At 28.8% G+C, this 26,052-nt stretch carries 24 protein-coding genes and 1 pseudogene; 12 read left to right on the top strand and 13 right to left on the bottom strand.

Features of this window, described 5'->3' with window-relative positions:
* Positions 1-90: 90 nt before the first annotated feature.
* From L8W40_RS02860 to gap, 8 genes are all read right to left on the bottom strand, one after another.
* Positions 91-495 (bottom strand): hypothetical protein, encoded by a 405-nt coding sequence (locus L8W40_RS02860; protein WP_263664617.1) that lies wholly within the window; start codon positions 493-495, stop codon positions 91-93.
* Positions 488-1,198, bottom strand: coding sequence for an EI24 domain-containing protein (locus L8W40_RS02855; protein ID WP_133319362.1), 711 nt, complete (start codon positions 1,196-1,198; stop codon positions 488-490). The genes L8W40_RS02860 and L8W40_RS02855 overlap by 8 nt, the downstream gene beginning before the upstream one ends.
* Complete coding sequence (locus L8W40_RS02850) at positions 1,195-1,887, bottom strand: dUTP diphosphatase (RefSeq protein WP_133319361.1); 693 nt, start codon at positions 1,885-1,887, stop codon at positions 1,195-1,197. Before L8W40_RS02850 ends, L8W40_RS02855 begins: the two co-directional genes overlap by 4 nt.
* Before the next feature lie 12 nt (positions 1,888-1,899).
* Entirely contained in the window at positions 1,900-2,448 is a 549-nt protein-coding gene (locus L8W40_RS02845; protein WP_133319360.1) for an ATP-binding protein, read from the bottom strand.
* A gap of 125 nt (positions 2,449-2,573) precedes the next feature.
* Positions 2,574-4,208, bottom strand: coding sequence for a hydrogenase small subunit (locus L8W40_RS02840; protein ID WP_263664616.1), 1,635 nt, complete (start codon positions 4,206-4,208; stop codon positions 2,574-2,576).
* A gap of 3 nt (positions 4,209-4,211) precedes the next feature.
* Positions 4,212-4,892, bottom strand: coding sequence for a triose-phosphate isomerase (locus tag L8W40_RS02835; RefSeq protein ID WP_220566302.1), 681 nt, complete (start codon positions 4,890-4,892; stop codon positions 4,212-4,214).
* Complete coding sequence (locus L8W40_RS02830; protein ID WP_263664615.1) at positions 4,889-6,091, bottom strand: phosphoglycerate kinase; 1,203 nt, start codon at positions 6,089-6,091, stop codon at positions 4,889-4,891. Before L8W40_RS02830 ends, L8W40_RS02835 begins: the two co-directional genes overlap by 4 nt.
* 1 nt (position 6,092) lies before the next feature.
* A complete protein-coding gene (gene gap / locus L8W40_RS02825) occupies positions 6,093-7,088 on the bottom strand; it encodes a type I glyceraldehyde-3-phosphate dehydrogenase (protein ID WP_220566300.1) in 996 nt (331 codons plus the stop codon).
* A 59-nt stretch (positions 7,089-7,147) separates the two neighbouring features.
* On the opposite strand from gap, the gene nadD reads away from it, so the two are divergent.
* The 3 genes from nadD to L8W40_RS02810 are packed head-to-tail and all read left to right on the top strand — an operon-like array spanning position 7,148 to position 10,421.
* Positions 7,148-7,693 (top strand): nicotinate (nicotinamide) nucleotide adenylyltransferase, encoded by a 546-nt coding sequence (gene nadD / locus L8W40_RS02820; protein ID WP_263664614.1) that lies wholly within the window; start codon positions 7,148-7,150, stop codon positions 7,691-7,693.
* Positions 7,694-7,706: 13 nt separating this feature from the next.
* Positions 7,707-8,036, top strand: a complete 330-nt coding sequence (gene rsfS / locus L8W40_RS02815; protein ID WP_012661160.1) for a ribosome silencing factor — start codon at positions 7,707-7,709, stop codon at positions 8,034-8,036.
* 9 nt (positions 8,037-8,045) lie between these two features.
* A complete protein-coding gene (locus tag L8W40_RS02810; protein ID WP_263664613.1) occupies positions 8,046-10,421 on the top strand; it encodes a tetratricopeptide repeat protein in 2,376 nt (791 codons plus the stop codon).
* Between the two features lies 1 nt (position 10,422).
* Here L8W40_RS02810 and L8W40_RS02805 read toward each other — a convergent pair whose 3' ends face one another.
* The 5 genes from L8W40_RS02805 to L8W40_RS02785 all read right to left on the bottom strand — a co-directional run bounded on the left by L8W40_RS02805 (position 10,423) and on the right by L8W40_RS02785 (position 17,129).
* Positions 10,423-10,797, bottom strand: coding sequence for a DUF1090 family protein (locus L8W40_RS02805; protein ID WP_214099947.1), 375 nt, complete (start codon positions 10,795-10,797; stop codon positions 10,423-10,425).
* A gap of 238 nt (positions 10,798-11,035) precedes the next feature.
* Positions 11,036-11,410: an HIT family protein gene (locus L8W40_RS02800; protein ID WP_263664612.1), complete on the bottom strand. Its 375-nt coding sequence runs from the start codon at positions 11,408-11,410 to the stop codon at positions 11,036-11,038.
* 41 nt (positions 11,411-11,451) lie between these two features.
* Positions 11,452-12,843, bottom strand: a complete 1,392-nt coding sequence (gene fumC / locus L8W40_RS02795; protein ID WP_263664611.1) for a class II fumarate hydratase — start codon at positions 12,841-12,843, stop codon at positions 11,452-11,454.
* A gap of 128 nt (positions 12,844-12,971) precedes the next feature.
* Positions 12,972-14,771 carry a glutamine--fructose-6-phosphate transaminase (isomerizing) gene (glmS, locus tag L8W40_RS02790; RefSeq protein WP_263664610.1) on the bottom strand — a complete coding sequence of 600 codons (1,800 nt, stop codon included), beginning with the start codon at positions 14,769-14,771 and terminating at the stop codon, positions 12,972-12,974.
* A gap of 3 nt (positions 14,772-14,774) precedes the next feature.
* Entirely contained in the window at positions 14,775-17,129 is a 2,355-nt protein-coding gene (locus L8W40_RS02785; RefSeq protein ID WP_263664609.1) for a nucleotidyltransferase, read from the bottom strand.
* A 120-nt stretch (positions 17,130-17,249) separates the two neighbouring features.
* On the opposite strand from L8W40_RS02785, the gene mqnE reads away from it, so the two are divergent.
* From mqnE to L8W40_RS02740, 9 genes and pseudogenes are all read left to right on the top strand, one after another.
* A complete protein-coding gene (gene mqnE / locus L8W40_RS02780) occupies positions 17,250-18,314 on the top strand; it encodes an aminofutalosine synthase MqnE (protein ID WP_263664608.1) in 1,065 nt (354 codons plus the stop codon).
* An 8-nt stretch (positions 18,315-18,322) separates the two neighbouring features.
* The gene (locus L8W40_RS02775; protein WP_263661047.1) at positions 18,323-19,639 is read left to right on the top strand and encodes an NCS2 family permease; all 1,317 of its coding nucleotides are present in this window, start codon (positions 18,323-18,325) and stop codon (positions 19,637-19,639) included.
* A 9-nt stretch (positions 19,640-19,648) separates the two neighbouring features.
* Positions 19,649-20,089: a phosphoribosyltransferase gene (locus tag L8W40_RS02770; protein ID WP_133319347.1), complete on the top strand. Its 441-nt coding sequence runs from the start codon at positions 19,649-19,651 to the stop codon at positions 20,087-20,089.
* Positions 20,090-20,150: 61 nt separating this feature from the next.
* A pseudogene (locus L8W40_RS02765) lies at positions 20,151-22,545 on the top strand (molybdopterin guanine dinucleotide-containing S/N-oxide reductase).
* Position 22,546: 1 nt separating this feature from the next.
* The gene (locus tag L8W40_RS02760) at positions 22,547-23,080 is read left to right on the top strand and encodes a hypothetical protein (protein ID WP_263660495.1); all 534 of its coding nucleotides are present in this window, start codon (positions 22,547-22,549) and stop codon (positions 23,078-23,080) included.
* A 6-nt stretch (positions 23,081-23,086) separates the two neighbouring features.
* A complete protein-coding gene (locus L8W40_RS02755) occupies positions 23,087-24,244 on the top strand; it encodes a hypothetical protein (RefSeq protein WP_263664607.1) in 1,158 nt (385 codons plus the stop codon).
* Entirely contained in the window at positions 24,241-24,981 is a 741-nt protein-coding gene (locus tag L8W40_RS02750; protein ID WP_263664606.1) for a Tfp pilus assembly protein FimT/FimU, read from the top strand. The genes L8W40_RS02755 and L8W40_RS02750 overlap by 4 nt, the downstream gene beginning before the upstream one ends.
* A 78-nt stretch (positions 24,982-25,059) precedes the next feature.
* Complete coding sequence (locus L8W40_RS02745) at positions 25,060-25,233, top strand: hypothetical protein (protein ID WP_263664605.1); 174 nt, start codon at positions 25,060-25,062, stop codon at positions 25,231-25,233.
* A gap of 63 nt (positions 25,234-25,296) precedes the next feature.
* Positions 25,297-26,052 (top strand): cache domain-containing protein (locus tag L8W40_RS02740; protein ID WP_263664604.1); only part of this gene is annotated, 756 nt, incomplete at its 3' end.

The following is a 26,052-nucleotide window of genomic DNA, read 5'->3' as shown; positions in this document are numbered from 1 at the left end:
TGATGGTTTGTATGATTTTATTAAAAAAATATTTAAAAAATTATAAAAAAATTAATTTTTATTAAAAAATATTATATTTTTAGGATATTTTTAAATAAAAAATTCTAATTTTTTAGAAAGTAGAATTTTATTATCGGTATATTTTGCCCATTGTATATTTAGAGCAAAAATACAAGCTTTTGCAAGTTTTGCAAAGGGAAATTTTTCATAATATATTTTTTCTTGTTTTGCGGTAGCTTTTCTAAAAATAGCTTTAATTTGCACTCCTTTAATAAGATTGATAATATTTGTATCTAGTGCTATATTAACTCCTACTTTTGGATTTTTATAAGAAAGCTGAATGTGTCTAGTATGTTCTTCGCTAGCAAAAATCAATGCAAGATTTTTATCATCAAAAGTATAATAGCAACTTGCGCAATATATTTCATCATTATCTTGCACGCTCAAGGTTAAGAGTTTTTGAGAATGAATGAATTTTTTAATTCTCTCATCCATTATTTTTAGCTTCTAAATTTAAGATCTTTTGGTAACTTAAATGAGTTAAAAAAATTACATAAAATACTTGTAAAAATAGTCCAAGTAAAGGAATGCTTGATAAAATAAAAAATATTAAAGTACTTATTTTAAAGTTCAAAGGTGAAGAGTTCTTATAAAAATTATTAAAAGAATTTTTATCCAAGACATTGCTTAATACATCTAAGAGTAAAAGTTTATGAAATAAATAATAAAAAACTCCATAATAAATCACAATACTTATAAAAGGTATGATTAGTAAAAAAGTAGCGATTATAAATAATACGCAAAAAGTCAATATAAATTTAAATGTTTTGAGTAAAACTTCTAAAGAATTTACTTCTTTTTGTATGAAATAGTTGTAGTATTTTTGATTTATTTTTTTTACTATATAAGGCGTTAAAAAAGAAATAATTAGCATGGATAAAAATACTGAGGCAAAAACTACTATGAAAAATCCACCTATGGCACTCAAAAATGTAAGTGAAAATTGTACTATGGAAAAGCTAAAAAACCAAGCCATGAAAGTTCCGCTAATGACATCTTCAATATAAGAAAAAAAGATATCATAGGTGTAGAATACAAGCAAGGCTAAAATAATTAAACTAACAAAAAAAGGCAAAAAAGAAAATTTTAAAAAAGGTTTACTAAAAAAATTTTGCAAGCTTAGATATAAAATATTCATTTTAATTCATCGTAATAATTTTGAAGTTTTTTGTAAATTTCTTTATAATCTAAGGTTTCTTTTAAAATTTGATTTAAAACTTCATTATCTTCTACACCATTCCATGTTTTTTTATATGTGCCTTCTTTATAGCCATTTTCTTGTCTGAATTGATTTAAAATATTTTTTCCAATATATGTTTTGTAAAGTTTAAAGAAATTTAAGCCACATTTTCTAGCTAGAATAAAATAGACACTTAAAAGCTCACCTAAATCATAATCAAATCCACTGCATTTATGGATAATAAGCTCAATATCATTTAAAATTCCATAAATATCTGCTTCATTTGGATTAGAAGTTTCTTTGCAAAAATCATCAAAAAAACTTACAGAAGAAACTTCTTCTGCTATGAAATTTTTATCATTAATTTGTTTTTCTTTGTATTCTTCTAAAATTAAACTCAAGATAAAATGCCATATATCTACTATTTCAATACATACATTATCCCAGTTTGCAGGAGTGTGTATACTTTTCCAATGCTTCCAAGCAAAAGAGTCAATAAGTTCAGCACACTCCATATAAATGCATCTTCTAAAGCTAATTAATTTACCTTCTTTGGTATAGCCATTTTCCCATCCTATACCATTAGTATCATCATTTAATTTTTGCTGGAGTTCTAGCATGCTTTTTAAAATATCTTTTACTTGCATTTATTTTCCTTCTTAAGCGTAAAATCCAAATTCTTTATTATTTTCTTCTTCTTTTTTCTTTTCTTGATTGTTATATTGCTTCCAAATTTCTTCTAATAATTTAGCACTATCTTGGAAAATCTGTTTTTTAATATCTTCAAGATCAGTTTTTGTCATTTCTTTATTTAAACTTTTATCCATAATATTAAATAACTCATGCAAGGTTGCTTTTTTATGCTCTTCATTTTTTGGTATAGGCAGAGCATCGCCAATTTTCATCGCAGTGGTGATAAGCTCTTTTGGCTTTAAGGTTCCTACTCTTGAGTTTTTCATAAATTCATCAATTTGAGGCTGTACTTTGGCTACTGCTTCTTTAATTTCTTCAATTTCTTCTTGCGAAAGTTTTGTGCCACTATATGAAAACGAAAAACCAAATTGATTTCTTAAACTCAAAGATGCTGAATTTCCATCTTTATCTAATTTTGCTTCTTTTTTATCGTACATAGAAAAAGAAAGATGATTGCCGTTTTTTGTTTTTATATCCATAGAAAAATTTTGAGAGTTGTAGCTAGAAATTTGCATAATGTTCCTTTCAAATCAAGATAAAGTTATATCGTCAAAATAACTAAATCTTAAATAAATTTGCAAAGTTTTTAAGCTTTGCAAATTTCAAATACTAGGGAGATAAATATTTTATCATTAAGTCTTTAAACACTCGTTAAATCCCAAAATAATTTTAGTATTTTTTCATTATTTGAGTGTATTAAAATTTGTTTTTTGTTATGTATATTTTTACATGCTTTTAAAGCCTGTTTTAAATTTTCTTTTAAAGAAAAAATCAATCCAAAAGCAATAGCTTCTTTATCTAAACCACCTAAAATATAAATCAAAGGCATACGCATTGACTTAGAAATATCAAGCTTTGCTTGTTCATTAATGGTAGTTTTAAAATCAAATTTGCTAGGATGTTTGAACTTATAAGCTAAAGCAAGATCTAAAAACTCATCTAAATGGCTTAATTTTTTTCCGCTAATAAAAGGATATATAAAATAAAATAAATCTAAGATGTTATTGCTAATTTTGCCTTCATTATTATAATTTTCTTGTATAAAATTATAATATGTTTTAAATTGCTCTTGGTAATTTTGCACTAAAGTCATAGCCATTTTAGTTTTTGCAAAATTATTTAAAAAAACTTTAGGATTAGCTTCAAAACTAAAGTCTAAAAAATTAATCTTTGTGTCATTTTGATAAAAAATTCCACTAATATCGCTTTCTAAATCTAACAAAATATTATCTGAATTAAGCTCATTATTAGAGCTATTATGGACTATTTTATTATCCAATATAATAGAAAAATTATTATAAGCAAATTCATTGCTCATAGGTTTTTCATAAAAACCAAAATCATCCCAAAAATTCTCTTCACTACAGGCAATACAGCCATGTCCTGCAGCTACTGGCCAAGAGGTTTTGGAGTTAAATTTAACCTTAGGGCAATTATTATAAGCATAAGGTCCTTTACAACCTACTTTAAAAAGACAATAACCTTGTTTTATATTTTCATCGTTAAAACTTTGAGCAAAATTACCTGCTTCAAATTTAGCTTTTCTTTCACATAAATCATGCAAACATTTACCATAAAAAGCCAAAGGTCTATTTTGTTCATCTAAAGCCATGTCTTGTTCAAATAATATATAAAAGCAAAGCGCTGCGATGATATTTACATCACTTGGAGGACAACCTGGTATATTGATTACTTTTTTTTCCAAGACTTTGGAAATTCCTATGCTTTTGGTAGGGTTTGGATGTGCAGCTTGAATTCCTCCATAGCTTGAGCAAGTTCCCATAGCAAAGATTGTTTTAGCATTTTTGGCACATTTTTGTAAAATTTCATATCCATTTTCACCATGTGCTCCTATAGTTAGATAAAAAGGATCTATAGCACAAACCCCGCCTTCAACGGCCAAAAGAAAATCTTTTTTTTCTAAAACTTCCTCTAAATGCGATTCTGCTTGGTGTCCGCTTGCACTCATAAAGGTTTCATGATATTCTAAAGAAATGAAATCAAAAATCAGATCTAAAAAGTCAGGCAATGAAGTTCTAAGCAAACTCTCACTACACCCTGTGCATTCACTTAAATGAAGCCATATGAGACTAGGTGGGGTGTGAAGTTGAAAATATCTATGTGCTAAAGGGCCAAAATCATTTGGCAAACCTAAAATTTTAATGATGGAATTTACGGCTTCTAATGAGATATTTTTCTCTTCTTTGTGCGAGTTTTCTAATAGAGCAATTTTATGCTCTAATATGCTTTTTAATTCTTCATTGCTTAAAGACATTTTTTAACCTTTGGCTATTTGTATCATATTTAAAAAATCATTTGCAATTAATGCGGCTGAACCTATTAATACTCCATCACAATTTTTTAAAGCACAAATTTCTTTAATATTGTTTTGATTAACACTTCCACCATATAAAAGCTTAGCGTTAGTAAATTCTCTTAAAAAATTAAGTATGGTATTAATATCATCAAGATTAGCACTAACTCCTGTGCCTATAGAATAAATAGGCTCATATGCTATGATAAGTTTTTTATAAGATAAATCAATATTTTCAATTTGTTTTTTTAAAAAATCTAAGCTTTTATTAGTATTTTTGGTTTCTAAACTTTCGCCTATACAATAAATGATATTAAAATCAAGATTTTTTGCAAAATCAAATTTAGCTTTTAAAAAGCTTTCATTTTCATTTAAAGCTCTTCTTTCAGAATGACCTATTAAAACACTTTTGATATTAAATTCTTCTAAGTGAATTTTACCAATTTCTCCGGTATAGGCTCCATTTTCACAAGGGTAGAAATTCTGCGCGCCTTGCTGAAATGAAAAATTGTCTTTTAAGAAAGCTATGCTAGGTGGGAAGATGAAAATTTCATCTTCTTTGTTTAAGTTTTGGTTTAATTCTTGAGCATAAAGTTCAAAGCTTGATCTTGTATGATTGCACTTTAAATTTGCTGCAAAAATCATTCATTATCCTTTATAGTCAAAGGTTTTACACCAGGAAGTTCTTTTCCTTCTATAAGTTCTAATGATGCTCCACCGCCAGTTGAAATGAAAGTCATCTCATCAGCATCACCAGCTCTTGCTACAACATCAGCAGTATCGCCACCACCTATTACAGTTGTTGCGTGAGATTCACTAATATAATGGCTCATTTTAATGCTACCTTTTGAGAATTTATCGATTTCAAAAACCCCCATAGGCCCATTCCACCATATAGTTTGAGCATCAGAAAGTGCCTCTTTAAATAATCTTACGCTAGCAGGACCTATATCAAGTCCCATCCAACCTGCAGGAATTTCTTGCACAGGGGTGTATTTCATCACTGTCTCTTGGGAGCAAGTTTGTGCTGCTGTAACATCCACAGGAAGGTAAATTTTTACACCTAGATTTTTACCTTTGAGTAAGATTTTATTTGCTTCTTCAATTAAATCTTCTTCTAAAAGAGAATTTCCTATATCATAACCTTGAGCTTTTAAGAAAGTAAAGGCCATACCTCCACCTATGATTAATTTATCTACTTTTGGAAGTAAGTTAGTCAAAGCTTGTAATTTTCCACTTACTTTAGAACCACCTACTACGGCTACAAAAGGACGCGCAGGGTGTTTGATAAGATTGCTTGCAAACTCAATTTCTTTTTGGAGTAAAAATCCCGCACCCTTGTTTGTATTATCAAAGTATTTTGTAATAGCTTCAACGCTAGCATGGGCTCTATGACAAACCCCAAAAGCATCATTAATATAAACATCAGCCATAGAAGCAAGTTCTTTGGCTAAATTTTCATCATTCTTAGTTTCACCCTTTTCAAAGCGTAAATTTTCTAAAAGTAAGATTTCACTTGATTTTAATTTGCTAGCTTTTTTCTTTGCATCTTCACCTATAACATCTTTAGCCATGATGACTTCTTTAGCCATTAAGCGTGCAAGTCTTTTTGCAACTGGTTCTAAAGAGTATTTTGAAGCTATTTCTTTTGGACGCCCTAAATGTGAAGCTAAAATAACTGCACAGCCATTATCTAAACAATACCTTATAGTAGGGATGGCCGAGCGAATACGACGATCGTCGGTGATATTTAAAAACTCATCTTGAGGAACATTAAAATCACATCTTATAAATACTTTTTTCTTTGCAAGATCAATATCTTTAATCGATAAAATACTACTCATCTTAAGCCTTTGCTATAAATACTGCCATATCTACTAAACGAGAAGAATAACCCCATTCATTATCATACCAAGCAACCACTTTAACAAAATCATCACAAATAACTTGAGTTAAATCACTTGCTACAATTGCACCATAAGAACAAGTTATAAAATCACTTGAAACTCTTTCTTCATCATCAACTAATAATATGCCTTTTAAATTACTAGCAGCTGCTTTTCTAAAGGCTTCATTGATTTCTTCTTTACTTACTTTTTTCTTTAAAGTTGCAGTTAAATCCACAGTTGATACATCAGCTACAGGCACACGCATGCTTTGACCATGTAATTTTCCATCAAGTTCAGGCATAACAAGCTTCATAGCTTTTGCTGCACCGGTAGAAGTAGGGATGATATTTTGCGCAGCAGCGCGTGATCTTCTTTTATCTCTTGCTTTTGCATCAATAATACTTTGACCATTGGTGTAAGCATGTATAGTAGTCATTAAACCTTTTTCTATGCCAAAATTATCTTGTAAAACTCTACAAATTGGTCCTAGACAGTTAGTGGTACAACTTGCATTTGAGATGATATTTTCGCCTTTATATTCGTGAGCATTTACTCCTAAAACATAGGTTGGAGTTTTATCTTTTGCAGGTGCACTCATGATGACTTTTTGCACCCCATGATCTAAAAATCCTTGACATTTTTCCATAGTTAAGTGTGCACCGGTACACTCTAAAACAATTTGTGCGCCATATTTTGCAAAGTCTAAATCTGCTACATTTCTACTTTTTAAAACTTTTATTTTTTTATTATCAATTATTAAATCATCATTTTCATTTTCAACACTACCATCATATACCCCATGAACGGTGTCGTATTTAAAAAGATATTTTGTGAGTTCAATATCAGTAGTATCATTAATCGCTACAAGTTCTATATCATCGCGTTTCATGATAATTCTTGCAACACATCTTCCAATGCGTCCAAAGCCATTTATTGCAACTTTTACAGCCATTTTCATTTCCTTTTTATGATTAAGTAGATAAAATTCTACTAAAAAAAGGTTAAATTTTAATGAAAATCGCACTTTTTGGCGGTAGTTTTGATCCGCCTCATTTAGGGCATAATGCTATAGTCTTAAATGCATTAGAAAATTTAGAGCTTGATAAGCTCATTATTATGCCTACTTTTATTAGTCCTTTTAAGCAAGAATTTACCGCAAATGAGCAAAGACGCTTAAAATGGTGTGATATGATTTGGGGAGGTTTGGAAAAAGTTGAAATTTGTGATTTTGAAATAAAAAAACAAAGACCTGTGCCTAGTATAGAAAGTGTTGATTTTTTGTATAAACAATATACAATTTCTAAATTTTATCTTATTTTGGGGGCTGATCATTTACAAAGTCTTGAAAAATGGCATGAATTTGAAAGATTGCAAAATTTGGTAGAATTTGTTGTAGCTAAAAGAGATGATATTTTTATACCAAAACATTTTAAAACCTTAGATACTAAAGTAAATATCTCTTCTTCTTTTATAAGACAAACCTTGCAAACATCACAAGTTTGTGAGCAAATCAAAGAAGAAGTTAAGCTTTATTATTCTAAATTTAAAAATATTTAGCAAAAGGAAAACAATGCAAGAAAGAATTAACAATATAGTGCAAATTTTAGATGATAAAAAAGCAGACTTAATAGAAACTTTTGATATGCAAGATAAGGATTATTTTGTCAAATTTGTAGTGATTGCTACCACTATGGGAGAAAGACATGCACTTTCTTTGATTGATGATTTAAAAACTAATCTTAAAAGTAAAGGTGAAGAGTTTTTAAATATAGAAAGTAGTGAAGAATGGACTGTACTTGATTTGGGAGATATTTTGATTCACTTAATGAGTGAAACTTATAGGGCAAAATATAATATAGAAGAATTTTTAAAAAGTTTAAACAAAGAAAATCAGAACTAGGAAATAAAATTGGATAATTTAATTACTGAGTTATCAGATTTAGCTAAAGAATATTTTGAAAATTCAGAATTTGAAAAATGTGATGAAGTCTTAAGTGAGCTTATAGCTTTTTGTAAGGGTGAAGTTACGCTTGCTCAAGATGGTAAAATGATTTTTATAGATGATGAAGATAAACACCGTTTGCTTTTAGAGGCTTACCATAATAGAGCGTTTTGTAGATTTAATTGCTTGAAATTTCAAGAAGCGCTTGAAGATGCAACTATAGCTGTAGAATTTGATCCTAGTAATGTATTTTTGTTTAATCTTTTGGGCTTGTGTAATTTTAAGTTAGATTTATTACAAGAAGCACTTTTGGCTTTTAATAAAACTATAGCACTGGATAATACATATTATTTAGCATATTTTAACAGAGCTAGGGTTTATATACTTTTAGATGAGCAAACAAAAGCTTTAAAAGATTTACAAACTTGTATTGATTTAGCTCCAGAATATTATATAGCTTATTATACTAGAGCCATTGCCCTGCTTAGTGTTGATCCAAAACAAGCTTTGCTTGATTTTAAGAAGTCTCAAGATTTGGGTTTTGAATCTTCGCAGATTTTTTATTATCAAGGGGTAGCTTATGAGAATTTAGAAGATTATCAAAAAGCTATAGAATTTTTTACTAAGATGATTGAGCAAGATGAGAGTTTTTCTGATGCGTATTATAAAAGGGCTAATAATAAACGTAAAGTCGATGATTTAGAGGGGGCTTTGCAAGATTGCTTAAAATCCATTGAATTAGATAATGAAAATGCAATGGCATATTTGATTTTGGGACATATTTATAAAGACTTAGAAAAGATAGAATTATCAATAGATGCTTTTAAAAAATCAATCGAATTAGATGAAAATTTACAATATCCATGTTTTGCATTGGCTAGAGTTTTGTATGATTTAGAAGATTATGAGCAAGCTTTGAAATATTATGATAAAACAATTGAGCTTTATGAAGAATATGCCCAAGCATATATTAATAGAGGCAATACTAAAATCAATCTAAAAATGATTGAAGAGGCTATAGAGGATTTTGATTTAGCAGCTAAATATTATCAAGAAAGAGCAAGAAAGCATGATTTTACTCCATCAGAATTAGCAGAACTTGAACACGCAGTTCCTTATGGTTTTTATCATTTGGGCAATAGTTTATATGAAATAGACAAATATGATGAAGCTTTGATAAGTTATGAAAAAGCTTTGAAATATCAAAAAGAATATCCTGATGTGTTTTTTAATAGGGCTTATTTAAAATCTGATCTTGAAAAATACGAGGAAGCTTTAAAAGATAGCGAACTAGCTGTTAAATATTATAAAAAGCAAAATAATACCCAAGATTTTGTTAATTCCCTTTCTCAAAGAGCTTGGATTAAAAGCAAGCTTGAAAGATTTCAAGAAGCTATAGATGAATATAATGAGCTTATAAAAACATATAAAGATTATATTGATTTAAAAGATGTATTATTTGAAAGAGCATATTGTGCAAAAGAGCTTGAGTCTTATGAAGAATTAATAGCTTATTGTAATGCAGCACATAAAGTGGATAAAAATAATTTTAAGCTTTATTTTTGGCGTGGAATTGCTAAATATAATTTAAGCTTAGAAGAAGAAGCTATAGAAGATTTAAATAAGGCTTTAAAAATTGATAAAAATCATAATGGCGTAAAGTATTATAAGGGGCTTTGTTATGAAGATCTTTATATGTTTGAAGAAGCGATAAAATGTTATGATAGTGTGATTTTAAGCAACGAAGAAGAAGATGAATCGTATTTTCATAGAGCAAAATGTAAAAGAAATCTTGAAAAATACAATGAAGCTTTAAAAGATATCAATGAATGCTTAAAAATAATTGATGATGTTGCGGAATATTGGATAGAAAAAGCACAAATTTTAAGCTTTTTAGGAAAATATGATGAAAGCTTTGAAGCAGCAAAAAAAGCAAGTGAGCTTGAACCAAAATCATATGAGTGTTATCATTTTATGGGTGCAGTTAAAGTATATTTGCAAGATTTTAAAGAAGCTATAAAATATCTTAATATGGCTTTAAATTTAGATGAAAGTCAAAATTGGACACATTATTATAAGGCAGAGTGTTTAAGAAATTTAGGTGATTTTCATGATGCATTGCAATGTTATGAAGATTGTTTAAAGATAGTAAATGAAAATACCGATGCTTTAGTGGGAAAAATTCAGTGTTTAGAAGAGCTAAAAGAATATGAGCAAGCTTTAGAGTGCACTAAAGAATTGTTAAAGCTTGATGGAGAAAATGAGTTTGCATTAAAAAATCAAAATATTTTAATGCAAAAATTAAAACAACAAAATAAAAAATGGTGGCAAATTTGGAATTAAATTAGAGTTTGTTGATATATTCTTCAATCTCTTTTTTAATTTTGTCTTTTTTGTCTTTTAAAGCTTGTTTTTTATTTTTATACTCTGTTTTACTCATATAATCTTTTTGTTTTTTTAATTCTTTTAACTCTTGTTCGATTTTTTCTATCTCTTGCTCTTTAAGTTTTTTAGCCTCTAATTTTTTATCATAAAAAAGAGGATCTTTTGCACAATTTGCCTGAACTTCTTTTAAGGCTAATTCTAAACTTAAAGCTTTTTCTTGATGATTGTAATTTTTAGCATAAGCTATTTCTTTTTGAATTTGCTTTATTTTAACCTCACATTGCGTGGAAAATGCAAGTGAGCAAAGTGTAAGTAAAAATAACAATTGCTTCATAGTTTAAACCTTTCTTTTTTTTGATATTTTAGTTTGTTATATTAAATAATTTATTTGCTGTTTTTAATAAAAACATGAGTTTTAAAAAAAGTTATTTGACCTTTTATAAAAACAAAGATGAATTATTATCAAGCTTATAGTTTGATTTTCTCATATTTTAAACTTATATGATTTTTGTACTAAAATAATCCTAAGTAGATGATGTGATAGGACTTGATAACTAGAATTAATAAATTTTTTAAACATAAATATTTTTTATTTTTTTAAGTAATATTGATGTAAATCCTTCAAAATCAGGTAAATTTAAATCCTTAATTTCTCTTTGCTGTTTTCCCCACATACTTTCAGGAAAAAACCCATCTTCTTTAAAACGTGCCATAACATGAAAATGCACTCTTGGTACATAGTTTGCAAAGGAAGCTATGTTGATTTTTTCTGGGTTGTAGTATTCTCTAAGGCTTAACTCACAAGCTAAAACATACTGAAAAAGCATATTTTGCAAAAAGGTTGGACAATCACTTAATTCTTTGTAGTTTTCTTTAGTAAAAATTTTCACCCAAGGAATTTGAGAATCTTCTTTTTCTATAAATACAAAATCATTTTCATAAATCATTTAAATCCTTAAAAAGACTAGGGTTATTCCTAGTCTTTTGATTATTTTTTTACTCCTATCATTTTTGTAGGATCTACAAATTTAGCAAAGTCTTCTTCGCTTACTAAGCCAAGTTCCATAGCACTTTCTTTTAAAGAAATACCTTTTTTATGAGCATTTTTTGCTACTTTAGCTGCATTTTCATAGCCAATATGTGGATTTAGTGCAGTTACTAGCATTAAAGAATTATGTAAATTATGATCTATTTTTTCTTTATTTGGCTCTATACCAACAGCACAATGGATATTAAATGAATGCATAGCATCAGCTAATAAATCAAGGCTTTGCAAGAAGTTATAAATAATCACAGGTTTGAAAACATTAAGCTCGAAATTTCCTTGGCTTGCTGCAAAGCCAATAGTTGCATCATTTCCCATAACTTGCACTGCAACCATAGTTAAAGCTTCACATTGAGTAGGATTAACCTTGCCTGGCATGATAGAACTTCCTGGCTCATTTTCAGGTATGTTTAATTCCCCAAGACCACATCTAGGACCACTTGCTAGCCATCTAATATCATTTGCTATTTTCATTAAATTTGCAGCTAAGCCTTTCATGGCTCCATGAGTAAAATTAATTGCATCATGGCTTGTTAGGGCATGGAATTTATTTGGACTTGAAACAAATTTAGTGCCTATTAGCTTGCTTAATTCTTCACTTACTTTTTCACTAAGTTCTGGATGCGCATTCAATCCTGTACCAACAGCTGTCCCACCTATTGCAAGTTCTCTTAATGTAGGTAAAGAAGCGATGATTTGCTCTTTTGAGTGAAGTAACATAGAAAGATATCCGCTAAATTCTTGAGCTAGGGTAAGTGGTGTAGCATCTTGAAGGTGAGTTCTTCCTATTTTAATAATTCCTTCAAATTCTTTTACTTTTTTTTCAAAAGTTGCAATAAGCTCATCTAAAGCAGGGATAAGTTTTTTCTCTACTTGCTCTACCGAAACTATACTCATAGCAGTTGGAAAAGTATCATTTGAACTTTGACTCATATTTACATGATCATTTGGATGAACAAGCTTTTCTTTTCTAAAATCTCCACCCATAATTTCAGTTGCACGGTTTGCTATAACTTCATTCATATTCATATTGCTTTGAGTGCCTGAACCTGTTTGCCATATTGCTAGCGGGAAATTATCGTCAAATTTTCCTGCTACAATTTCATCACAAGCTTGCACGATAGCATTTTTTTTAACATCATCTAATTTGCCAAGTTTATTATTTACTAAAGCTAAAGATTTTTTAAGATTTGCAAAAGCATAAATTAAAACTTTTGGCATTTTCTCACAACCAATTTTAAAATTTTCAAAACTTCTTTCAGTTTGTGCTCCCCAATATTTATCATTAGGAACTTTTATCTCTCCCATAGTATCGTGTTCGATTCTGTATTCCATGGCCTTTCCTTGTAATAAAATAAGTTGTGATATTTAAACTAAATAAACCCTAAAGTTTGCTTATAATTTAAGAAGTATTTATAAAATTTTTGAAAAAAGGTGTAGTTTTTTTCAAAACTACACAAATATTATTCTACTGTAACACTTTTTGCTAGATTTCTTGGCATATCCACATCATTGCCAAGTCTTATAGAAACTTCTAAAGCTAGAAGTTGTAAGATTACCATCATTTCGAAAAATTCGCACATATAATGCTCTTGTTTTGAAGTTTTTATAAAATCATCACTTAAATCAAAATCAAGTGGAGAGATAGCAAGTAAAGTAGAATCCCTTGCAGCCAATTCTTCTACATTTGATTTTGTTTTTTCATAAAGACAATTTTGCGGCATTAATGCAACGGTAAAAAGCTCACTATCTGCTAGAGCAATAGGTCCATGTTTCATTTCACCTGCTGGATAGCCTTCAGCATGTAAGTATGAAATTTCTTTAAGTTTTAAAGCTCCTTCTAGTGCTAATGGATAAAATACATCTCTTCCTATAAAGAAAAAGCCATGGCCATGTAGGTATCTTTTTGAAATTCTATGTACTTTTTCATGTAAGTTTTGTTCAACTTTAACTATACTTGGCAAGCTTCTTAGAGCTTTGATTTCTTTACTCATATCTAAATTTGCTTTTTGTGCAAGATAGATTGCAAGCATCCATAAAGTTGCTACTTGAGTGGCAAATGCTTTAGTTGAAGCTACGCCTTTTTCAATACCCGCTCTAGTAAGTAAAGATATATCAGCCAAACGCACGATGTTAGAATTATCCACATTGCATATTGCTAAAGTTTTAACTCCTTGTGTTTTTGCTATTTTTAAAGCTTCTAGTGTATCAGCTGTTTCACCACTTTGAGAGATTACTATAAAAAGAGTATTTTTACCTATAATGGCTTCTCTGTATCTAAATTCACTTGCTACTTCAACTTTAGTTTTAATTTTTGCAAGTCTTTCAAGTAAATAAGCCCCACTTAATGCTGCATGATAGCTTGTACCACAAGCACAAAGTGTGATTTCATCTATGTTTTGTAAAAGAGTTTCATCTATATCTTCAAAAACAATCTGCTCACCTTGTAATCGTCCCATTAAAACTTCGCCTAAAACTCTACTTTGCTCATAAATTTCTTTTTCCATGAAAAACCTATAACCATCTTTTTGAGCATAACTTTTATCTTGACTTAAAGCCACAAAAGTAGGTTGTATACAAGCTTGATCATGACAAATTTTGCATTCATTTAAATTAACATATCCATAATCTCCATCTTCAAGATAAGCTACTTTATCCACTAAAGAAACTAAAGGTGCATCACTTGATGCAAAATAATATTCATTTTCATCGCCATTTTTTCCGATGATGAGTGGCACAGCATTTTTAGTAAAATAAATTGTATTAGGATCTTTTTTACTCACAAGCAAGATTGCAAAAGCACCTTTTAGTTCAGCTATGGTCTTTTTAAAAGCTTCAAATGGTTCTAAATTACTCGCATGATATTCAAATAAATGTACAATAACTTCAGTGTCAGTTTGACTTAGAAAATTAATACCTTCTTGTGTGAGTTTTGTTTTTAATTCTTGGTAATTTTCTATGATTCCATTATGTATTACACAAGAGTATTGTCCTAAATGTGGATGCGCATTTATTTCGGTTGGTTTTCCATGAGTTGCCCAACGCGTATGGCCTATAGCAAGCCCAAATCCATCACTATTAAAATTAGCAGTTTTGTTAGCTAAATTTTCTAATTTTCCAACTGCTTTAAAAAAGTCTAATTCTCCATCTTTCATTACTGCTATACCGGCGCTATCGTAGCCTCTGTATTCAAGCTCTTTTAAACCTTCTAATATGATTTTTTTCTTTTCTTTAGTTCCTATATAACCTACTATTCCACACATCTTTTACTCGCTTATTAGTGATTTAAGAATTTGATCTTTATGATCTTGCAAGCTTTCATTTTTATGCAAAATCAAAACATTTCGCGTTCTTTCTTTTATGGTTTGAATTTTTGCTGCACTTAAGATAATATCATATCTTGCAAGTACATCCATTACATAAGCCATTAAACCTTTTTGATCTTTTGTGTTTAAGGTTATTTTGGCATAGCTTTTGGAATAATTCATGTCTAATTTTAATTCATCTTTTTTAATGTTTGGTTTTTTTGCTTTTTTTTGTACTTTTAAATGTAATTTAGAATTAAGTAAATTTTCTAAACTTTGTTTTTGATTATCACTTACTATATCTGAATATTCAAATTTCAGATAAACTTTTTCATCAAATAATTCAAAAAAACTCATAAAGACTAAATTTAAAGAACTTAAAGTGTTGAGTATATTTTCAAGATTATTTTTTCTATTCATTATAAGCTCTAGAGTAAAATTATCTTGATTGTCAAGCCAAAAAGTAAAATTTTCTTTTTGCGCAATCTGTGTTATTTTAATAATTTTTTCAAAGCTATTTTTTATAAAAAAGAGATTAGATTTAATATGAGTGATATTGTTTTGAGTTTGCTCATCAAGATCTAAAAAAGCCTTGCTTCTTTTTAGAGTTTGTTCTTTTTTTACCCTTCTTTGACTCTCATCAATTAAATTTTCATCCTCAAAACCTTCTAGTGCATTTTGAAACAATCTTTCTAAACTTTTATAATAAAAATGATTTTCTATACCCAAAGCTTTAGCATTGCAAAAAGATAAAAGATGTAAGGTTTTTAGGGTATGAGTATCATTTAATTTGGAAATAAAATTTAATACAATAGTAGAATTATAAATATCTTCTTTTTCTATAATATCTTTAAAAGCATTGAAATTTTTAAATAATCTTAAGCCAAAATCTAAAAGTTCATTATCAACTTGGAATTTTCCAACATAAGCTCTGTAAATATTAGCTAAAGAAATTTCATTTTCTTCATGAATAGCACTTAAAAGTATGGTAAGCTTTATTATTAGAAGTGTTTTTTTATCAAATTTGCAATCTTTTTCTTCAAAGTATTTTAAGCAAAGTAATGCTCTATCTAATGCACTATAAATACCTTCTTCTTCGAGTAAAAATTTACTTTGAATTAATGGTTTGCAAAAATCTTTTAAAATGTTTGCATTGTTTAGTAGTTTTAAAATACTAAAAGAATGTTTTTTTTCTAATATACCTTTAAATAACTCCAAATTTTCATCATTATTTTTTGCTCTTTTTAATGCAAAAATTAGTTTAATATCAAAAATAAAATCCTCATCTTCTAGTTTTAAAAATCGATTGAGTATTAAATTTAAATTTTCATTTTCATCTGAATGAGTAAAAAAGTTATCTTGTATTTCATAAAGTTTATTTTCTTTATAATGTTTTTCCTGGATGCATCTTGCTAAAAAATGTGTATAAATTCCACAAATTTGCATACTTTGCATTGCTTTTTGAATGAGTATGGATTTAAGATCTAAATTTTTCTTTTCTTTTTTATGCATTAAGTTAGCAAGTTCTTGTGAATTTTGTATTAAAAATAAATTTGTGTTTTTACCTTCTAAAAGATTCATTGCACATTTAAGTGAAAATAAAAAATCACTCGCAAGCTTAAATTCGCTAAATTCTTTTTCATTGATAAAATTAAGCATATAATTTTTGGGAGAATCTTTAAATAAAATATTTAAATTTTCTATATTAAGTTGCTCATCTAAACCGCCAAAATTTTTATTAATATCAAATTCTTGCTTGATTAAAGGTTGATAATAAGGGTTAAATTCATGCAAGATTTTTAGAGCAAATTCTTCTTTTAACTCATCTTGAGCTTGGGAAATTTTTTCTTTGATTTGTTTAAATAAAATCTTAGAGCCACTAATATAGCGATATTGTAAAATATTTTGTTTAAGCTCATTTTTAGCTATATTATAAAGTCCATTTATTTCACAAATTTGATAGTTAATGCTTAAACCAATATCGTTTAAAAAAGTAATAAATGCTTTCATTAAAGGCTTAATATTATAAGCTTTTATATCTTTATAAATAAGCAATAAATCAATATTTTCTTTTATGCTTAAATTCATTTTAGCATATTGTTTAATGGCGATAATACAAAAAGGAATTTTGTCATTATGTGGAAAAAAATCATCAAAAAAATCATTTAAAACAAGTTCATAAATATCTTCTATAAAACGATCAATCTCTTTAGAATGGTAAAAGCTAAAAGAGCCTTGCTTTAAAAAAAGTCTAGAACAATATGCTTCATAGTCTTTTAAAGAATTTTTTAATTTTTGAATTTTTTGCATATCCATTTTTGAAAATTATTCCTTGCTTTAAATTTTTGTTAAAATCATACCAAAAAATACTTTGTATTAAATTTTAAGTAAGTTAAAATTATAATTGTAGTTTAAAATTAAAAATATGGTAAGAATATGCAAACAATTATAGAAAAATTAGAAAATCAAGAAAGATTAAACGAAGAAGAGGCTAATAAACTTTGGGATTTAGAGCTTTTTACTCTAGCTAAATATGCACAAAAAATTCGTACTAATTTGCATGGCAAAAAGGTTTATTTTAATATCAATCGACATATTAATCCTACAAATATATGTGCAGATACTTGTAAATTTTGTGCTTTTTCAGCACATAGGAAAAATCCTAATCCTTACACTATGACACATGAAGAGATAATGAAAATAGTTGATGAGACAGTTTTAAGAGATACGAAAGAAATTCATATTGTTTCAGCGCACAATAAAAATACATCATGGCAGTGGTATTTAGAAATTTTTAAAATGATTAAAGAAAAATATCCATTTTTACACATTAAAGCTCTAACTGCTGCTGAGGTTGATTTTTTAAGTAGAGCTTTTGATATGAGTTATGAAGAAGTGATAGAAAAAATGCTTGAGTATGGTATTGATTCTATGCCAGGTGGTGGAGCTGAAATTTTTGATGAAGAAGTTAGAAAAAGAATTTGTCATGGTAAGGTAAGTAGTGAAAATTGGTTAAAAATTCACAAACTTTGGCATGAAAAAGGCAAACAAAGTAATGCTACTATGTTATTTGGGCATATAGAAAGTAGAGAAAATAGAATTAATCACATGATAAGATTAAGAAATCTCCAAGATCAAACAAGTGGGTTTAATGCTTTTATTCCTTTAGTTTGGCAACAAGATAATAGTTTTATTACAGGTAAAAAGCCACTTGGCTCGGTGGAAATTTTAAAAACTTTAGCTATAGCAAGAATAGTGCTTGATAATATTAAAAATATCAAAGCTTATTGGGCAACTATGGGTATAAATTTAGCTATGGTGGCTCAAGATTTTGGCGCAAATGATTTAGATGGTACCATAGAAAAAGAAAGCATACAAAGTGCAGGTGGAGCAAAAAGTTCAAATGGCTTAAGTTTAAAAACCTTCATAGAGATGATTCAAAGTTCAGGTTATATAGCAATAGAGCGAGATAGTTTATATAATGAACTAAAAATTTATTAAGGATTAAAATGGATTTTTTTAAACTTAAAGAGCATAATAGCGATGTAAAAACTGAAATTTATGCAGGTATTGCTACCTTTTTAGCAATGATTTATATTATACCAGTTAATGCTAATATAATGAGCAATTCAGGTATGCCACTAGAAGCTTTAATCGTAGCAACCGCTTTGGTAACTATTATAGCTACTACTTTAAGTGCTTTTTTCTCTAATACTCCTGTGGCTATGAGTGTAGGCATGGGATTAAATGCGTATTTTACTTTTAGCGTGTGTAATACTTATCAAATTCCTTGGCAAAGTGCTTTGGGGGCTGTTTTTTTATCAGGTATTGTTTTTACTTTATTATCTTTTACTAATTTTAGAATTTGGGTTATAAAAAGCATACCAAATGATCTAAGAAAAGCTATATCAGCGGGTATTGGAACTTTTATAGCTTTTATGGGACTTGTGCAAATGGGAATTATCACCAAAAGCGAAGCAACTTTAGTAGGCTTGGGAGATTTTTCAAGCACTAAAGTACTTTTTGGATTATTTGGTTTGTTTTTAGTTTTTGTTTTTTGGGCTTGGAGGATTAAAGCTGCTTTTATCTTAGCTGTTTTTGTAAGTGCTTTGTGTGCTTGGATTTTTGGTATTGATGGAGCTAGGTTTCCAGAACAACTTTTGTCGATGCCAGTTATAAACGGAGATAATGGCTTAAGTGCAATATTTGGTAAGCTTGATATTAAAGGAGCTTTAGAGCTTAGTATGATTCCTATAGTGCTTACTTTTTTTGTTACTCAGCTTTTTGATAGCGTAGGGACAATCACAGGCGTAGGCTCAAGAGGAAAAATATTTGATGATCCAAAACAAGGTGATAAAAAACTAGGAAAAACTTTAGGAGTAGATGCTGTTAGTTCAGCTATGGGAGCAGTTGTTGGTACCTCTACTGTAACGGCATTTGTGGAGAGTTCAGCAGGAGTTGAAGCAGGCGGTAGAACAGGTCTTACAGCTTTAGTTACTGCTATATGTTTTGTTTTCACTTTATTTTTACTACCGGTATTTAAAGCTATTCCTGCAAATTCTATTTATCCTGTATTGGTTCTTGTTGGAGTTTTAATGTTTATGGAAGTTGCAAATATTAATTTTAAAGATAAAGCAATAGCTGTGAGTGCGTTTTTTATTATTATTATGATGCCGCTGACTTATTCTATTACAACAGGTTTTGCTTTTGGTTTTATTGCGTATTTATTTATGCGTATTATGCAAAAAGAATTTGATAAAATTAATCTCGGAATTATCATTTTAAGTGCAATTTCATTATTGGTATTTTTATTACAATTTTTATAGGAAGTGATTATGTATTATTATGCTTATGAAGAATTTCAAAAAGAAATTATCCCTTTTACGCGCAAAATAAAAGAGGAATTTAATCCCGATGTTTTACTTGCTATAGCAAGAGGTGGTATGACTTTGGGCCATTTTTTAGCAGAAGGTATGGGTAATAGAAATTTATTTTCTTTAAATTCTATCCATTATGAAGATACTCAAAAATTAGATACGATTAAAATTTTTAATATTCCTGATCTTAGTTCATATAAAAAAGTTCTTTTGGTAGATGATATCATAGATAGTGGCGAAACTATGATAGAAATTAAGAGAGTCTTAAGTCAAAAGTTTCCTCATTTAGAGCTTAAAGTAGCAAGTGTTTTTTACAAAACTTCAGCATTATTAATCCCTGAATTTTATATTAAAGAAGCTAAAGAATGGATTGATTTTTTCTGGAGTATTAAAATTTAGTTTATTATTAGCTATAAATAATACAATATAATTAAATACTAAACTAAAAGGAAGGACAAACATGAGTTTAACAAGAAGAAAATTCTTAAAAGGTCTTGCTGCAACTTCAGCAGTTGCTTCCGTTAATCCTTTAATGGCAGCACAAACAAAATTTTACGATACTAAAAAAATTCCTCATGCAACTCACTTTGGTGCTTTTTGGGCTGAAGTAAATTCAGAAGGAAAAATAGTAAAAGTTACTCCACAAAAATCTGATAAACATCCTTCAGTAATAACTGATGCCATTATCGATAGAACTTATTCAGACACTAGGGTAAAGTATCCTTGTGTTAGAAAAAGCTTTTTAGAAGGTAAAAAAAGACCTAAATTAAGAGGTAAAGAACCTTTTGTAAGAGTAAGTTGGGAGAAAGCTTTAGAGCTTGTATTGGAAAAATTAAAAGAAACCCCTATTGAAAATTTATTTAATGCAAGTTATGGTGCATGGGGACATGTAGGTTTATTGCACAATTGTAACTCAGTAGCAGGAAGATTTTTTAATACCGCTTTAGGTGGCCATATTGGTACTGATGGTGAGTTATAGTAATGGTGCTGCTGGTAAAGTAAATGCTAGTATAGTAGGAGATTTGGAAGTTTATTCTTTACAAACTTCTCATGAAGTTATTTTGGAAAACACTCAGGTTTATGTTTTATGGGGAGCTGATCTTTATAAATGTAATCAAATTGATTTTAAAGTTGCAAATCGTGGTAATGATGATTATTATAAAAAATACAGCAAATCAAAAATTAAATTTATAACTATTGATCCTCAATATACTCAAACAGCAGAAATTTTAAATGCCCAGTGGATTAAGATTCGTCCAAATACTGATGTTGCTTTAATGCTTGGTATGATGAATTATTTATATAAAAGTGGAAAATATGATAAAAAATTCATTGAAAAATACACTGATGGTTTTGACAAATTCTTACCTTATTTGCTTGGAAAAACTGATGGTATTGATAAAACTCCAGCTTGGGCTGCAAATATTACCGGCGTTGAAGAAAAAGTTATTACCGCATTAGCAGATACTTTTGTAAAAAATAGAACCTTTTTAGCAGGTAACTGGGCTATGCAAAGAGCACACCATGGTGAGCAAGCTGATTGGACTTTAATGGTTTTAGCTTCAATGATAGGTCAAGTAGGCTTACCTGGTGGTGGATTTGGTTTTTCCATGCATTATTCAGGTGGTGGTCAAGCATTTTCAGGTGTAAGATTACCAGTAGGTTTACCACAAGGTAAAAATAATCTTGATACTAATATTCCTGCAAGTAGAGTTTCAGAAGCTATTTTAAATCCAGGTAAAACAGTTAAATTTAAAGGTAAAGAAATCACTTATCCTAAAATTAAACTCATGTATGTAGTGGGCGCTTCTGTATTGGGCCATCATCCAAATACAAATGAACTTATCAAAGCTTTAAGAACACTTGATACATTAATTGTACATGAGCCTTGGTGGACTCCTATGGCAAAAATGGCAGATATTGTATTACCTTCAACTGCAACTTTAGAAAGAGATGATATTAGCTTTGGTGGCTCTTATTCTCAAGATTATGTTTATGCTATGAAAAAAGTAATTGAGCCTTATTTTGAAAGTAGAAATGACTATGATATTTTCGAAGAATTAGCAAAAAGAATTGGCGAGAGAGAGCATAAAAAATTTACAGGTAATAAAACAAAACAACAATGGCTTGAAGGTTTTTATGGAAGAAGTGATTGTCCTTATTATATGGAATTTGCTGACTTTTGGAAACAAGGTTTTATCCATTTTGAACCACCAAAAGAAGCTTATAATTTTGTAAGACACTCTGAATTTAGAGCCGATCCTGTGGCAAATAAACTTGCAACAGAAAGTGGAAAAATCCAAATTTATTCTCCAAAATTTGAAAAATACAATTTAGATGATTTTAAAGCACATCCAACATGGTTTGAACCTGCAGAGTGGCTGGGCAATGAAAAATTAGTTAAAAAATATCCTTTCCATTTAGTAAGTCCACATCCAAGATATAGAGTGCATTCTCAACTTGATAATACTTGGGTGAGAGATTTGTATAAAATTCAAGGTAGAGAGCCTGTGATGATTAATACAAATGATGCTAAAAAACTTGGTATTACCCACGGAGAAGTTGTAGAAGTATATAACGATCGTGGATCACTTTTAGCAGGTGCTTTTGTAACAGATAATATCATGGAAGGAGTTGTTAGTATCCAAGAAGGTGCTTGGTATGACCCTGAAGATGTAAGCGATAGCAAGCCAAGATGTAATGCAGGCCATGTAAATGTTTTAACAAGCTCAAGACCAACTTCAACTATGGCTCAAGCAACTAGTGTAAATACTTGCTTAGTGGGTATTAAAAAGCTAAAAGAAGTTATAAAACCTTATAATTCAACTACACCACCAGAAATCATAGGAGCTTAAAATGAAGAAAATTATATTGACATTAACTTTTTTAGCTAGTGCTTTGTTTGCTAAAGATATGTTTATTTTTAATGAAAAAGTAGATCTTTTAGATAGTGCTAGTAAAAAAGTAGTAGGACAAATTTATGAAGGCTCTAAAGTGGAGCTTATAAAAGAAGAAGGTGAATACTCTTTAATTAAAGTCAAAGGTGAGGTTGTGGAGTCAAATCCAAAAAGCCTTGCTTATACCAAAGATGGAATTTATCTTTTACTTACTTTAAATGCTAAAAATGCAAACAATGAAATGGAATTTTTAGTTAAAAGTAAAGATTTGACCGATCAAGAAATTCTTGCTTGGGATGAGATAGAATTAACTTATTATGATACTTGCACAAGTTGTCACGCAGCACATAAACCAAAAGAACATTTAATGGAAGAATGGGATGCATATTTATCTGCTATGCAAGGTTTTGCTAAAATCACTGATGCGGAAAAAGATAGAATTTTAAGATTTTTACAATCTCATGCAAGTAATGGGCCTGTAAAACTTGACTAATCAAAAATGAAAAGGTATTTATTAGCCGTTTTATTTTTTGATTTTTGTGCTTTATTATATGGTGTAAGCACTTTATCTATCAGCTATAATGAAGCACAAATTTATTTTTACGATCATAGCTTAATTGCTATGATTGCTAGATTTGGTACTACTCTTCTTGGACAAAATGATTTTGGATTAAGACTTCCGTTTGTTTTGTTGCATTCTTTAAGTTGTATTTTGTTGTATATTTTGGCTTTAAGATACACCAAAACTTCTTTTGATGCTTTTATTTCTGTTGCGCTTTTTATATTACTTCCTGGTAGTGTAGCCAGTGCTTTGCTTATCAATGAATCTAGCGTAGTAATATTTTTTACGCTTTTGATTTTGGTGCTGTTTGAATATAAAAAAATTTTTTTATTTTATATCTTGTTTTTTTTAGTTCTTTTTGTAGATGGAAATTTTGTAATTTTATATTTATCTTTTTTCTTTTTTGCTATATATAAAAAAGATAAATTACTTATTGCATGCTCTTTGATTTTATTTGCTATTGCAATGAGTATTTATGGTTTTGATGCAAGTGGAAAACCTAAAGGATATTTTTTAGATACTTTAGGTATTTTTGCAGCTTGCTTTTCACCTTTAATTTTTCTTTATTTTTTTTATGTTATTTATAGAATTCTTTTACAAGATGATAAACCTCTTTTATGGTTTATTAGTGCAACTACTTTTGTTTTTTGTTTGATTTTTTCTATAAGACAAAGACTTTTTTTAGAAGACTTTTTACCTTTTTGTGTAGTTTGTACTCCATTATTAGTTCGTTATTTAATGTCTTCTTATCGCTCAAGAATGCCACAATTGCGCCTAAAACATAAAATTTTTATAGAATGCTCTTTAGTTTTTTTACTATTTTTTTATCTTGGTATTATTTTTAATCAAAGTTTTTATTATTTATTAAAAGATCCAAAAAAACATTTTGCTTATGATTATCATATTGCTAAAGAATTGTCTTTAAAGTTAAAACAACGAAATTTTACACATATTTTCACTAAAGATAAAGAGTTAGCTTTAAGACTTAAATTTTATGGTATTTCCAAAGGTAAATTAGAACTTCATTCTAGTAAAAAAGCTAGTAAGATATATGTTAGTTTAGGTAAGCATAAAATTTATTATTATATAAAATGAAACAAGCTTTTACTTTAATAGAACTAGTTTTTGTTTGTATTATATTATCTTTATTGTTTTCTATGGGGTATTTTTATTACAAACCTGACTATTTGCGTTTAGGGGCTGAACAAATTTTAAATGATATTAAATACACAAGACATTTAGCATTAATACAAAATGATTTTAGAGTAAAAGAATTTAACATTGCTAAACGAGAGTGGTTTAAAGCCAAATGGCAATTATATTTCATACGCTCAAAGTCAGCTACAAATAATGAACAAACTTATACTATTTTTTTAGATAAAAATGGTGATGGTAATGCAAATATAGGTAAAAATATGATCAATAAAGACAGAGAAATAGCTGTTGATTTGATTAATCCAAACTTATTGATGAACTCAGGACAAAGCGGAGTAATAAATCAAAATGATTCTAAGGCGAATTTAAAATATAATATAGAAAAAACATATGGTATTTCAAAAGTTTTGTTTGAAGGTGCTTGCAAGGGAAGTACGCGTTTAATTTTTGATGATTATGGTCGCTTATATACACCTTTGAAAAATGCTATGCGTCCTTATGATAAGCTCTCATCTTTTAATAATAACTGCATTATAAGATTATCTAATAAACAAGATCAGCATATATGTATAGTTATAAATCCTATCAACGGTTATGCTTATATACCTAATTTTTCTTCACTAAACCAGCAGAGTATTATTTTAAATAATAAACAAATATTTTGTCATAATATATAATTTTTATTAAAATTTATTATTTTTTTGATAAAATATATTTACTAAAATACTTCAATTTAAATACAAAAAAGGAGATATATGAATGTAAATACACAAATGAGTGTGAAAAATAAATTGTCCATTGTTGTTGGTGTTATTGTCTTTTTAGCTTTATCAATAATCACTATAATGGCATTTGTTTCTAGTAGAAATAATTTAATTTCAAACAGTAAACAAGCGAATGAAGATTATTTATTGATCACAGAAACTTAAGTAGAAGGATATGTTGATGGTTATATAGATATTTTACTTGCCATAAAAAAATACATTGATTCTTTGGGAAAAAATCAAGTTTTAAATTTTGATTCTATGGAGCAAATACTAGGAGATGATTTAAAAATTTTTAAAGATGGATCAAATACTTTAGCTGTCTATGTTGGTTTTCCCGATGGAACTATGCTTGTAAGCGATACTGTTTCTGATAAAAAAGGAGTTAATTTTAGAAAAAGAGGTGGTGGAGTTTCTTCTTATGATGATCCAAGTTACGATGCTACTTCTAGAGACTGGTATAAAGGGGCTATTGCAAATGATGGAGTGTTTATAAGCGATGTTTATGAAGATTCTGTTACAAAATTACCTAGTTTTACTTATTCTACCCCGATCAAGAAAAATGGTAAGTTGATAGGTGTTTTAGGTGTTGATTTGCTGCTAACATCTTTGCAAAAGACCTTTGAAAAACTTCCAGGAAATGTTTTTGTTTTTGATACAACAAGCTCTATTCCTTTTGCATCAAATAATAAATCACTAATCTTAACCCAACATCCAAGTATAGAAGAGATAAAAAAATATCATCAACAATTTGGAGATTATAAAACATTTGAATATATAAGCGTTGATACACAAGAAGAAAGATTTGGAATTTGTGCTAATATAGATAATTCAAAAGCTAAAGTAAGCTATATTGCTTGTGCAACTCAAAAGCAAGATGAGTTGGAAATGTTGGTTTTAAAAGATGCATATAAGCAAATTATTTTTTCTATTGTTATATTGTTTATTTCATGTTTTGCTATTTATTTTTTTTCTTCAAAATTA

Origin of the sequence: Campylobacter sp. IFREMER_LSEM_CL1846, assembly GCF_025772105.1 — a bacterium.
GTDB classification, from domain to species: domain Bacteria; phylum Campylobacterota; class Campylobacteria; order Campylobacterales; family Campylobacteraceae; genus Campylobacter_D; species Campylobacter_D lari_D.
The sequence above is the reverse complement of the archived record's forward strand: the minus strand, read 5'-3'. Positions and strand labels throughout refer to the sequence as shown.